At 40.9% G+C, this 12,573-nt stretch carries 15 protein-coding genes; 8 read left to right on the top strand and 7 right to left on the bottom strand.

Features of this window, described 5'->3' with window-relative positions:
* The first annotated feature begins 129 nt into the window (after positions 1–129).
* From speB to MB14_RS08880, 7 genes are all read left to right on the top strand, one after another.
* On the top strand, positions 130–960 hold the full coding sequence (gene speB / locus MB14_RS08910) for an agmatinase (RefSeq protein ID WP_062591220.1): 831 nt from the start codon (positions 130–132) through the stop codon (positions 958–960).
* Between the two features lie 85 nt (positions 961–1,045).
* The gene (locus MB14_RS08905; RefSeq protein WP_084376018.1) at positions 1,046–1,933 is read left to right on the top strand and encodes a NotI family restriction endonuclease; all 888 of its coding nucleotides are present in this window, start codon (positions 1,046–1,048) and stop codon (positions 1,931–1,933) included.
* Between the two features lies 1 nt (position 1,934).
* The gene (locus MB14_RS08900; protein ID WP_084376017.1) at positions 1,935–2,813 is read left to right on the top strand and encodes a DNA adenine methylase; all 879 of its coding nucleotides are present in this window, start codon (positions 1,935–1,937) and stop codon (positions 2,811–2,813) included.
* 7 nt (positions 2,814–2,820) lie between these two features.
* On the top strand, positions 2,821–3,198 hold the full coding sequence (locus MB14_RS08895; RefSeq protein WP_062591219.1) for a DUF3703 domain-containing protein: 378 nt from the start codon (positions 2,821–2,823) through the stop codon (positions 3,196–3,198).
* Between the two features lie 6 nt (positions 3,199–3,204).
* The gene (locus tag MB14_RS08890; protein ID WP_062591218.1) at positions 3,205–4,026 is read left to right on the top strand and encodes an AraC family transcriptional regulator; all 822 of its coding nucleotides are present in this window, start codon (positions 3,205–3,207) and stop codon (positions 4,024–4,026) included.
* A 233-nt stretch (positions 4,027–4,259) separates the two neighbouring features.
* The gene (gene chrA, locus MB14_RS08885; protein ID WP_062591217.1) at positions 4,260–5,369 is read left to right on the top strand and encodes a chromate efflux transporter; all 1,110 of its coding nucleotides are present in this window, start codon (positions 4,260–4,262) and stop codon (positions 5,367–5,369) included.
* A gap of 64 nt (positions 5,370–5,433) precedes the next feature.
* Positions 5,434–5,958, top strand: a complete 525-nt coding sequence (locus MB14_RS08880) for a flavodoxin family protein (protein WP_062591216.1) — start codon at positions 5,434–5,436, stop codon at positions 5,956–5,958.
* A 67-nt stretch (positions 5,959–6,025) separates the two neighbouring features.
* Here the strand turns inward: MB14_RS08880 and MB14_RS08875 are convergent, their stop codons facing one another.
* The 7 genes from MB14_RS08875 to MB14_RS08845 all read right to left on the bottom strand — a co-directional run bounded on the left by MB14_RS08875 (position 6,026) and on the right by MB14_RS08845 (position 11,651).
* Entirely contained in the window at positions 6,026–7,228 is a 1,203-nt protein-coding gene (locus MB14_RS08875; protein WP_062591215.1) for an aminotransferase class V-fold PLP-dependent enzyme, read from the bottom strand.
* 124 nt (positions 7,229–7,352) lie between these two features.
* Entirely contained in the window at positions 7,353–7,631 is a 279-nt protein-coding gene (locus MB14_RS08870; RefSeq protein ID WP_062302844.1) for a hypothetical protein, read from the bottom strand.
* Positions 7,632–7,819: 188 nt separating this feature from the next.
* Complete coding sequence (locus MB14_RS08865; protein WP_062591214.1) at positions 7,820–8,518, bottom strand: DUF4097 family beta strand repeat-containing protein; 699 nt, start codon at positions 8,516–8,518, stop codon at positions 7,820–7,822.
* Positions 8,519–8,529: 11 nt separating this feature from the next.
* Positions 8,530–9,270, bottom strand: a complete 741-nt coding sequence (locus MB14_RS08860) for a hypothetical protein (protein WP_062591213.1) — start codon at positions 9,268–9,270, stop codon at positions 8,530–8,532.
* A gap of 250 nt (positions 9,271–9,520) precedes the next feature.
* A complete protein-coding gene (locus tag MB14_RS08855; protein ID WP_132644017.1) occupies positions 9,521–10,276 on the bottom strand; it encodes a DUF4097 family beta strand repeat-containing protein in 756 nt (251 codons plus the stop codon).
* Positions 10,277–10,375: 99 nt separating this feature from the next.
* The gene (locus tag MB14_RS08850) at positions 10,376–11,152 is read right to left on the bottom strand and encodes a PG0215 family putative anti-sigma factor (protein WP_062591211.1); all 777 of its coding nucleotides are present in this window, start codon (positions 11,150–11,152) and stop codon (positions 10,376–10,378) included.
* Positions 11,139–11,651, bottom strand: a complete 513-nt coding sequence (locus tag MB14_RS08845) for a GFO_1088 family ECF-type sigma factor (RefSeq protein WP_062591210.1) — start codon at positions 11,649–11,651, stop codon at positions 11,139–11,141. The genes MB14_RS08850 and MB14_RS08845 overlap by 14 nt, the downstream gene beginning before the upstream one ends.
* Positions 11,652–11,796: 145 nt before the next feature.
* Between MB14_RS08845 and MB14_RS08835 the strand changes: the two genes are divergently transcribed.
* Positions 11,797–12,561, top strand: coding sequence for a YdcF family protein (locus MB14_RS08835; RefSeq protein WP_132644018.1), 765 nt, complete (start codon positions 11,797–11,799; stop codon positions 12,559–12,561).
* Positions 12,562–12,573: the final 12 nt, after the last annotated feature.

Genomic DNA, 12,573 nt, shown 5'->3' with positions numbered 1-12,573 from the left:
TTACCTTTCAATTAAAAACTGTTTTATAGTTTTTCATCCTGAGGTACGAAGGATCTAAGGTTTGACAAGAGTTCTTCCGAAAAACAGACACAAAAGCACGATATTCAGATTATCGTGCTTTTTTTGTGTATGTCAATTCTACGAACCCCTGTAAATCAATTAAAGCCAGGTCAAATTGCTTTGATCGGTTTGCCTTTTGATCAAAACTCTTCTTTTCTTCAAGGCCCAGCCAAAGCGCCTGAGCTAATCATTCAGGCATTAGAATCCGATTCGGCCAATTACTTTACCGAAAACCTGACCGACCTTAACGAGCATCCAAAACTGGCTTGGTGCGGAAATGCTAAACTAAGCCAATACACAGACATTGAACAGCGCATTGACGAAGTGCTCGCACAAGGCGCCCTCCCTTTTTCTTTGGGTGGCGATCATTCCATTACTTTCCCTGTGATGAAGGCATTGACCAAGAAGCACCCCAAACTCAGCATTCTCCATTTCGATGCTCATGCCGATTTATATGACGAACTGGACGGCAACCGATATTCTCATGCTTGTCCTTTTGCTAGAATTATGGAAGGCGGTTTTGCCCAACACCTGACTCAAGTGGGCATTCGTACCTTAAACAGGCACCAAAAGACCCAAGCCGAGAGGTTCAATGTGCATATGATCCAGATGAAGGATTGGAAAGCCGATATGAAATTTGAGATCGAAGGCCCCGTTTACCTTTCCTTTGATATGGATGTACTCGACCCTGCTTTTGCACCCGGGGTATCGCATCACGAACCGGGAGGCTTTTCTACCCGCGAAGTACTGACCATGATTCAAAACCTCAACCTCAACATTGTAGGCTGCGATGTAGTAGAATACAACCCCGACAGAGACCTCAATGGCGCTACCGCCATGGTAGCGGCTAAGGTGGTGAAGGAGTTGTTGGCGAAGTTGGCGAGCGGGCAGGATAATTGATAATACTTAGCTAAATACAGATATTGGTTATATAAAAATCATTTACGATATTTCTAACGGCCGATAGAAATATCTATCTTTGTATATGTTGAAAAAAAATGATCAGAAAAGTCCATTAGGCGAAGTATTTGGCTTTCCCATTAAAAATGATGGATCAAAGGCTCAACGTTACCGAAAGCAAAAACTTTGTCCCTTCAACAACAAAGTACCCAACTGTACCAAAGACAAGGCTAACAATCCTTTGGGAGTATGTAGTGTATGGCACAATGGGGTGTCGGTAATAACTTGCCCAACAAGGTTCAGAGAGGATTGGCTTATAATAGAAAAGGCTGCCGAGTTTGCCTTTGGATTGCAAGCCACATGGACTTCTATATCTGAAATTAAACTAGTTGATAAAAATGGTCAGTCAGCAGGCAATATTGACTTTGTATTAGTACAGTATAACGAAAAGGGGCAACTTATAAATTTTGCTTCTCTCGAAGTCCAGGGTGTTTATATTTCTGGTAACTTAAGAAATCCCTTCGAGGAGTATATTAAGAACCCATCTAAAGATTTTGAATGGCCGACAGGATATAATTACCCAAAACCTGACTATTTATCCTCTTCACGTAAGCGGCTTATACCTCAAATGTTGTACAAAGGAGGTATTTTTCAATCATGGAAGAGAAAACAAACCGTAGCTCTTCAGAAATCTTTTTTTGAGACTCTCCCCTCACTCCCTACCACTACAAAGGAGAAAGCTGACATCGCTTGGTTTCTATATGACCTAGAGTTCAATGAAGAACAAAATCAAAATAATTTAGTCTTAACAAAGACAGTTTATACAGAATTTGAGCCTGCACTTCTAAGGGTAACCACGCCCGAGCCAGGAGATGTCACAAATTTCATCAATATTTTACAGAGCCGTCTTGATGAACACTTAGACAAAAACTCACCTGATGCTCCATCATTAACAGATATAATCAGTAATTAAAATGAATGGTCAACTAGCTATTTTTGAGACTAATCGCAAAAGATCAACCCAGAAGGTTGTAAACGTGGCCTCTGTGCCCCAAAGAAGTCCATTTAGATACCCCGGAGGTAAAACATGGTTAATCCCCGTAGTCAGAAAATGGCTCAAACAATCTTCTGATAATTCCAAAACTTTAATTGAGCCTTTCGCGGGTGGTGGAATAGTTAGTGTAACCGCAGCTTTTGAAAAATTGGCAGGCAGTATAGTAATGGTTGAGCTTGACCCAGAGGTAGCCGCTGTATGGGAAGTAATTATAAATGGAGATCACGATTGGTTGGCTGATAAAATTTATTCGTTTGATCTTACTTCTGAAAATGCAAATAAAATTCTTGAGAAAAAGAGTAAAAGCATTCAGGAACAAGCATTTAGCACAATACTCAAAAACCGTATTTTCCACGGAGGTATTATCACAAAAGGTTCAGGGCTAATAAAGAACGGGGAAAATGGAAAAGGAATTAAGTCTCGTTGGTATCCTAAAACATTACATGATAGAATCAAGGGGATTGGGTATGTAAAAGAAAAAATGCGCTTCATAACTGGCGATGCTTTTGAAGAGCTGAAAAAATTCAAAAATCAGAAAGATGCCTATTCTTTCATAGATCCACCTTACAAAGCCGCTGGAAAGAGACTATACACTCATTTTGACATCAACCATGATGCTCTTTTTGCTCTGGCTTCCCAACTTAAAGGTAAGTTTATGCTCACATATGATGATACAGAAGAAATTCGAACACTTGCACTCAAACACAATCTTGATTTCAGAACGATTCCAATGAAGACAACACATCATATTCAAAAAAATGAACTCATAATTTCAGACAATTTTGATTGGTGGAATTGAAATAGCTATGAACCTCCACACCACCCTTCCTAAAACCCTTACACCCTATTTTAAAGCGGAATTACAGGCATATGCTATGGCGTATAAAGCTGGTGATTTAACCAAGGCTTGGGCGCATTTGGAAAGGGCGCATATTATTGGCCAGCGGTATCCCTTTGCGCATACTTTCGTGCATTGGAAAATGATTCAGTTTGGGTTTCGGATTAAAAGCGGAAAAGAAGTGATTGGGCAAATCCCTCGTTTGTTGGTGGGAGGCGTAAAGTCGTTTGTGGGTAAAGTGCCTCTGGGAAATCCCGGTGGCGCTAATGTTCCACCCATGAAACCCTTCCCCATAGAAAAAGACATTCAGGATATTTTTATTAAAGCTGGAGTTGAAACGGCATAAACAGCAATGACTACACAACTCGAAATAAAGGACAAGACTGCGCCCATCGACAGCATTAAGATATCTCCTTTCAGGAAGAACATCCGCAAAACCACCCCGCACAAACACAACAGTTATTTCGAGATTATCTTTCTTACGGAAGGTTCAGGCACGCACACCACAGACACGCAAAAATTTGACATTGTTCCGCCCATTGTTTTTACGGTGCGCAAAGAGCAAATCCACTTTTGGAATATTGAAACGGAACCATCGGGCTATGTGCTAATCATCAAAAAACAGTACATCGATAACTGTTTGGACAAGGAAATCAAACAACTGCTGGCCAAATTAAGCGCCTACCCTTGCCTCTACCCCAATGCTCAATCGTTGGAGCCGCTCTTCGAAATTCTTAATCAGGAATACCAAGAAAACGGCTACAGTCAAAAGCCGGTTGTGGACGGACTGCTCAAAGCCATTTTGGGTAAACTACTATTGTCGGCCAAAGCAGAAAAAGCTAGCGAAAGTAATAAGATCAGTGACTTTCAGCATTTTAAAGAGTTGCTCAACCAAGAAAACCAATTGACGAATAAGGTAGCGCACTATGCAAAACTCTTGCATACTACGCCTCAGAACCTGAACGCCATTTGCAGGAAAGAAGCCCATCAATCGGCTACTGAAATTATTTCAGAACACATTGTTAGTGAAGCCAAACGTCTATTGCTCTACACGGACCTTACCGTAAATGAAATTTCGCATAAACTCGATTTTAAAGACAATTCACACTTCACCAAATACTTTAAAAGGCATACTGAATTAACACCCAATGCTTTCCGTAAAGAATTGCTCTAAACCTATTGAGATTAAAAGTGCTTTAAAATCAACATTAAGCAAACTCTCCAAAAGTTCTTATTCATCGTTTAGATGAACACTTAACCCCTGATGATTATCGGTCAGCAACTTTTGGAGAGTTGGTTGATCTCAGGTCGAAAAGACCACAGCCTTTTCAAATAGACCATTTTATTAATCATACCTTGTATATTTTTGCAGCAGAGATAGTTTTTTAGTTTAGATTACATAGAGCAATGAGCAAGGAATTAAAAGAAGTCGCTAAGCTGTTTTTCAAACTGGGTAGTATTGCCTTTGGAGGCCCGGCAGCCCACATCGCTATGATGGAAGATGAAGTGGTGAAGAAGCGAAAATGGATGACACCTCAGCATTTTCTGGATTTGGTGGGTGCCACTAATCTAATTCCTGGCCCCAACTCTACAGAAATGACCATGCACTGCGGACATGAACGCGCAGGCTGGAAAGGTTTAATTGTAGCCGGTGCTTGTTTCGTTTTTCCTGCCGTTGCTATTACCATGCTCTTTGCTTGGCTCTACCAGCAATATGGCCAACTACCTTCCGTAGAACCCTTTATTTATGGTATTAAGCCAGCGGTAATTGCCATCATTATTTCGGCCGTTTATCGTCTTGGAAAAAAGGCACTCAAAAATGTAGAAATCGGAATTCTGGGGGCACTTACTTTGGCCGCTAGTTTACTGGGCATGAATGAAATCATCGCACTGTTTGCTTGTGGTGCTTTAGGCTTAATCATTCACCTGATCCGAAATTCAAAAAGTACCCTGAACAGTTTCTCTCCTATCGCTCTAGTGCAAATCACCGCCACCTTAGGCTCAATGAAAATCTTCTGGACTTTCTTTAAAGTTGGCGCATTGCTTTATGGAGGCGGTTATGTGTTGTTCGCTTTCTTAGATGCAGAACTCGTAAATACTGGCCTACTCACCAGACAACAGTTGATTGATGCGGTAGCGGTGGGTCAATTCACGCCAGGACCAGTACTTTCTACCGCCACATTTATTGGTTGGCAATTGGGAGGCTTTTGGGGTGCCATAGCGGCTACAGTAGGTATATTTATGCCCTCTTTCATCTTTGTTTCTATACTGAACCCTCTGGTTCCGAAAATGCGAAAATCGAAAGTGATTGCTGCTTTCTTGGATGCAGTGAACATTGCTGCAGTAGCCGTGATTGTCGCGGTTTGTATCGAAATGGGCAAAGACACCATTGTGAACTGGGAAACCATAGTAATTGCCGTGGCCAGTTTAATCACCGTATTCGTTTTTAAAAAACTGAACAGTGCATTTATCGTGGTTGGCGGATCATTGCTTGGTTATTTGTTGACTTTGGTTTAGAAGCCTTCTTTCTAAAAAGTATATGAAGTAGCTTTAGCTTCTCATTCCCCAAACTTACGCAGCTATGAGAAGCATTATTATTCTTGGCAGTTCTAGAAATGACGGTGACACCTCCAAAGTGGTGAACCTGCTCAAGGAAAAGTCTGATTGGGACTTAATCGACTTGAATGATTATGATTTTAGCTACTATGACTATGCACACAAGAACGCAGGGGACGATTTCCTTCCTATGATGCGAAACATCATCGACAACTACGATACTTTGATTTTTGCCACTCCAGTGTATTGGTACAGTATGAGCGGTATCATGAAAGTGTTCTTCGATCGCATTACCGACTTACTCGAAATTGAAAAGGATTTAGGCAGAAAGCTGAGGGGAAAAAATATGGCCGCATTAAGCTGCTCCATCGGCAATCATTTGGGCGATCAATTCTGGCTACCCTTTTCTGAAACCGCTAAATATTTGGGGATAAATTACCTTGGAGGCGTTCATGCGGTAATCAATGACAGCACAAGTTTTGAGGCCGAAACGGACAAACTAGAAAAGTTTATTGCGTTGATTAACACAGCAGAGAAATCTTCTCATTAACGAAACCCTCCAAAAGTTAAGATTCATAGTTAGACTAAATGCATTAGCTCTAGACCGGATTGAGGCCTCAACTTTTGGAGGGTTCATAGCCTATCATTTCCTCTAGTGTAGCAGTAAACACCTCAATTTCTTCTTCGGTATTATAGTAATGCACGGAGGCACGCACGATTTCTTTCAACTGTCGAGCCGTCATATCGAGATAACTGTTAGGAATTCCCATCCATGAAATATTAATGCCTTGGCGATGTAAGTAGGTTTTCACCTCTGCGGCTGATTTCCCTTCTACTGTAAACGACACAATCCCACTTTTCACTTCACCAATATCGTGAACAGTGATGCCCTTTACTTGACTAATTTGCTTTCTTAACACCGAAGACAAATGTTGCACCCGTTCCCATATATTCTCGATACCTACTTCTAAAATGTAATCCGCAGCGGCTTTGAGCCCTAGGGTATTGGCTCGGTTTCCTTCCCAATTCTCAAATTTTTTAGCATCTTTTCGAATGGAGTAAGTCGCTTTGCCTGTCCATTCCGCGGAATGAAGATCAATGACAGCGGGCGTCAACTTTGGCAATACCGACTTTCGAACATAGAGAAAGCCAGTACCTCGTGGACCTCGCATGTACTTTCTGCCTGTGGCAGAAAGCATATCGCAACCAATTTTTTCTACATCAAGCGGGTATTGTCCTACGGATTGACAGGCATCTAATAAGTACAAGATACCATGTTTTCGAGTGATCTCTCCTACTCCTTCGGCATCTACGGTCAATCCGCCATTGGTAGGCATATGCGTAATAGAAACCAGTTTTACCGAAGTATTCATCATGTTTTCTAGCGCTGCTAAATCCAGTTCTCCCGAAGCCTTATTAGGAATGACTTTGATTTCTATCGCCACTTTTCTTTGAAGGTGCAAATACGAAAGGTAGTTCGAAGCGTAATCGGCTTGGGTAGCAATAATCACATCACCATCTTTCCAATCAATGGCCTGAAAGGCGGCATGCCAAGCGGCTGTAGCGTTTTCTACCAAAGCAATTTCTTCTGCGGAAGCATTGATTAGTTTGGCAATAGAAGTATAAGCTCCTGAGATCTGTTCAGCATATTTTTCATGGGTTTCATAACCCCCGTAAGTCATTTCTTCCTCCAAATAATCGATCACAGCATGACGCACTGCCTGAGGCGGTAGCGAACTTCCTGCATTGTTGAAGTGAATCACCTTATCTGTCCCCGGAGTTTCCTTTCGAAATCGCTGAATATCCTTTTCTGTAAGCATGTTTGAAATTATGAAATTTGGATGGATTGTTTAATGCGGAATCCATAAAAAAACCCCGACAAATGCCGGGGCTTGGATAGAAAACACCTGTTTAATAATCACCTCAAACCATAACTAAATCAGGCTATCTTAAATTTCTTGTGCGGTTAATTACAGCTTCCAGTTCCTTGCAAGTCACCACGTCTTTTCCTCCTTTAAGTTCCTCCAGTAAAATTTCGGCTACTCGCTCTTCGCCCGATTCAAACTGATTTTCTGATTGAAGCGTGTTATTTCTATGCATGAATTTGAGATGATTAAGAAGTAGATTCTTACATTCATTTTCTACATAAAAAACTACTCCGCTGATGCTGATTTTGTGGTGACCATCCATGGTGCCGAAGTATAAAGTGGATTGAGAGAACATCTGGTTTTTATTTTTCTACACTTCTCTTTTTCAGAAAAGTTACTGACTGCTGCTTTTTCCTTTGCTATATAGATGCGCCTCGGAGCAAAAATGTTGCATGCCCTTGGTCTTTTTAACTGAAATTAACCGCAAAAGGTGAATTCATTAACAGTCGATAACATAAAGACTGCTTTCCAAGCCCTTCTTTCTTACAGGTCAGAGGCTTTTAGGTAAATATCACTCGTCACCGTTTTTAGATTTAGTGCTCTGCCACCGCTTTTGTAAGTGGCCTTCACTTTGTGGCTACTGATTTTCGGAAGTCCTTTCTCCTTTTCCATGGCCAAATCCATATTGGTATAAATACCGCCATTGACCGTTTCAATATTCACTTGGGCACCAGCGCTCTTTGCCCAGAGTAAATTGATTTGGCCTGTAACCGTTTCTAAATCGAGGTTACCTGAAAAGCCTTCTACAGCTACATCAGCCACAATGGTTTTGACCTTCACATCCGACTTTCCAGGCATCATTACTTCTACCTTGATGTCAACACAAACTCTATTGCCTTTGGAACCACGCCCAGACCAGTGATTTCCATTCTTACTATTACAGCAACAATCGCCAAGTTTTTCTAGCTTCTTGCTGTCTAGTTCAATTTCAACAGTCAGTTTTCCATTGCTATCATCCACTTTCCAATCCATGACCTCGTTGTCTTTGCCCTCGTTAATTTCATAGGTAATTTTTACTGATATCTCATTCTTATCCCAAGATTTCAGAATTACTTCGGTTCCAAAGTTCAAATCAAGATCCAGCTTTTGGCCAGTGTAGGCATAGCTTTTTTCGATGGTTTCGGCTTGGGAGAAAGCTAGCTGCGCGAAAAGACAAGCGATAAATGTAAAGAGTGCTTTCATGATTCCTTGATTTAGTTTTTACGCAAATACACGTGACCATACTGTGATTCTATCTTGAGGCGCTGGCTGCCATCTTTGATAGATGCATGTGCTTTCATCCATTTACCGAGGCCATCATCTCCACCAATTTCTACCTTGGTTTCTAGGTTAGAGAAGATTTGCCCCCACTGGGTGCTGGCCTCTAAATCCAAAGATTCAGTCTCGTCTACTTTCACATCCACTCCGCCATATCGGGCTTCCACATCAAGATGGTTCGTGCTTTGCAATACTTCTACCAAACCATAACGGGCATCGAGCATAACAGCCATACTGCGAGGAACAGTCACTTCTAACACAATCGAAATATTGATTCCGTTGGTGTAGCGGCCACTTTTACCTGTAGAAATAGTGGTTCCATTTTTTGAAATGGTGACAGACCTATTTTCTCCGTCCTCATCTTTATCAGTGTATACCTGATAGTTTTTATAGTTGTCGATGTTTTTGATGTTCGACTCTATCATGAGTTTCCCTCCGCTAACCTGGCTAGAGAGTTCGAAATCATCATCAAATTCTCCATTATGGATTTCTACATGACCTTTAATGTTGACTTCATTTTTATCCCATACTTTAATTTTGACCAATTCGGGATACTTGAAAAAGAGGTCGATGTTTTTGACTGCACTGGCATCAAAGGTCTGATTGATTTGCTTTTGCGCAAAGGCACAAACCGAAAAGAGCATGAGTATCATTAGGATTAAAATTGGCTTTTTCATGTTGTGATATTTTGAGTTGTTGACCGTTTTTAGAATTCTATTCAAATCAGAATTCAAGCTTGATTTTTCAGTTCGTCAAGACATAATTCTCCCGTTTCAATCATAATTGAATACGAATCACTAAGTAAAATAGAGGGAGAATTGCCTTAGACTTGAGCTTCCTTTTGAGGGAAGTATGGCTACCTATTTTAGCCCGGTATTAGAAAAACATCTGTAAAGTTTAGTATTTAAACTTCACGGACATTTCAGATTACTTCTTTCGAAGGTAGATATTTTTGTAAGAGGCTTGAATATCAAGTTTGACGCCTCCACCATTTAAGGTGCCTTCCACAGTTGAGCTTACCTTTCTCATACCGTCCGTTTTAGGGAATTCAATATTTAAATCTGAGTAGGCTTCACCAAAAGGTGTTTTTGCCGAAATATTGGCTTTCGCATTGGCCGGAAGCGTTACGTCTACATCGCCATATACCGAAACTAATGAGGTTGGACCTGCTTGGCTCAGTGAAGTAAATTTAGCTTCGATTTGACCATAAACTGTGTTCACCAAAGCTGGGCCAGTAATGTCTTCCAAATACACTCCATTATTATTACCTGAAATCTCCAGCTCTCCGCTTACTCGGTATACTTCAATTTTACTACCTTCCCAGCTCCCATTATGCTCAACTTTCACATTCATCGACTTGGGTATTTTGATGGTGTATTTTCCATCTGCGCGTCTGGCTACTTGCATTATAGTGATTTCTCCAGCTTCAGTCTTTACATTCAAACCAATTCCAGTATTGTCTTCTCCCCTTGCGCTGAGCGACTTAAGGCCTGCGGCTCTTTCTGATCGTTCCTCGTCCTTGTTACTTGAAGTAATTTGAATTTCAGTGCCGTCATAAGCTTCTACACTTACCCTGTTTACTTCTTTAATCACAACTTTCTTTTGACCCGATACTGCGACTTTAAAATCCTGTCCTTCTACCGTAAAGGCCACTAAAAAGAGCGCTATCGCTAATAAATTCATTGTTAACTTTTTCATCATTGATTTTTTTATGTTTCAGATATTTTGAGTTTTACCTTTTAAGGAAGGCTAATCCTGACCAATTCAATCGATTAAATACTTTTACATTTCTTTGAGTTTGAACATGCCCATATAAGCCTGATCCTTCACTCCTTTTATACTGTTGCTGTCTTCGGCTATGCGTTCTAAATCGTCCAATGCTGCTTTTTCATTATTTTCCACTAACACATCAATCAACGCGATTTGCATCATTGGCTCTTTCTCTTCTTTTAAAGCCTTAAGCAAAGCTTTCTTGGCTATGGGCTCATCATAAAACTTGGCCAAACCCTCCACTGCTTTTAACCTTACATTCATGTTTTCATCGGTTTCCAGCACGTTAATCAAAGCGTTGAGCATTTCCTGATCTACTTCTTTAAGTTCAACCGAGTAGTTCACTGCTTGCAGCCTTCCACTGGCCGATGAGCTTGTCATTTGTTCGAGCATCATAGCTTTTACCTGCGCCAATTCTTCTTTCACTCCTGCTACATCATCATTTCTGATTTCATTACCCAAGTAGAAGCCGACTAATACTAAAGCCACGGCAGCCGCTACACGATACAACCAAACCTGCTTTGTTTTAGGTTGAAGCATCGGAACCACTTTGGCTTCTTCTTGCTTCACCTGGGATTCCAACTTTCCAAAAAGCTTATCTTCAGAAAAACCTTCCCATTCTGTTTTCGCTCTCAAATCAAGCTGTGCAAACCAGACTTGCACCTCCTTCAAATGGTCGGGGACGCCTTCTCTCCGAAAGAAGCTTTGGAGTTGCTCTTCTTCCTGAAGAGAAGTTTCCCCGTTGTTATATTTCTCGATTAATGCCTCTATTTCTTTATTGCTGTTCATAATTCGCAATTTTTAAGTAATCTTCTTTCGCCTTCTTTCTTGCTCTGGAAATGCCCACTCTAATGTTGTTCACTTCCAACCCTGTTTGCTCTGCTATTTCTTCATAGCTGTAGCCTTCCACATCCCGAAGGGTAATCAAAAGCCGCTGTTGATCTGGCAGTTGCTCAAACACCCTCACCATCGTTTTTACGCTGTCGTCCAGTTCAATGCGTTGGTAAGGCGAAACTGCTCCAGAATCCAACTCCATTTCTTGAATGTCGAAATGGCCTTTCATTCTTTTTGATTTGAGTCTGTCCAAACAAAGGTTTTTGGTAATTGTTACCGCAAAAGCCTCTAAGTTTCTGTACTCGACCCATTGCGCCCGTTTGTCCCAAAGCTTTACCATTACATCCTGTAGAATGTCTTCGGCTTCCTCCACAGACCGCATCATATTAAGAGCGATCCGAAAGAGCTTATCCTTTACTGGTAGAACTTGTGATTTAAACGTTTGCAACTCCATTCAATAGTAGAGACGAGGGTGAGGGTATGTCATTACACCCGTTGTGAAATAAATATCAAAAACAAAACAAAAAACATTTAACTAATTAATAATCAATCGATAATGATTTCAGATTTTGTTAATGTAATTTCGTAAAAAATCCATCGTGTTCTTTATTCTTTCAAAAATACTCGCCCTTTTCGTAATGCCCCTCACTTGGGTCATTGGTTTTCTTGTGTATTCTAGGTTCACTAAAAGTCCGAAAAGGAAAAGGCTCTTCTTTATCCTCCCTTTGGTTTTATTGATTTTCTTTTCGAACCAATACATCAGCAACAGGGCCATGCTTTTATGGGAACCCGAACCTACACCAATGAAAGAAGTGGGTGTATATGATGTGGGGATAGTTTTTACGGGTATAACCAAAGGCAGTAAAAGTCCGAACGACAGAGTGTATTTTAACCAAGGTGCCGATAGAATTACACATACACTTCAACTTTATAATGAGGGTAAACTGAAACACATTATAGTAAGCGGTGGCTTGGGATTTCAGCAAGTAGGAATGAGTATTGCCGCAGAAAGACTCAAGAGTTTTCTGGTAATGGCGGGCGTTCCAGATTCTGTTATTACAGTGGAACCCAAGGCCGTAAACACCTATGAAAATTCGGTGGAATCTGCTAAAATATTGAAGCGTGATTTTCCAAATCAGAAATACCTTTTGATTACTTCTGCCTTCCATATGAAGCGTTCGGCCCTATGTCTAGCCAAGCAAGGCGTTGAGTTTGACGAATTCCCTGCAGGCTATTATACCGACAGGCCTAGCCTTAACTTTGATGATATTGTCATTCCAAAAGCGGAAGCCATTAAGCGTTGGGAAACGCTTTTTAAAGAATGGGTGGGCTTAGCAACTTATAAAGTGATGGGGTATATTTAGAATATACTTCGA

Origin of the sequence: Roseivirga ehrenbergii, from assembly GCF_001593005.1 — a bacterium.
GTDB classification, from domain to species: domain Bacteria; phylum Bacteroidota; class Bacteroidia; order Cytophagales; family Cyclobacteriaceae; genus Roseivirga; species Roseivirga ehrenbergii.
Note: the sequence above shows the minus strand (reverse complement) of the source record. Positions and strands in the feature narration are given on the sequence as shown.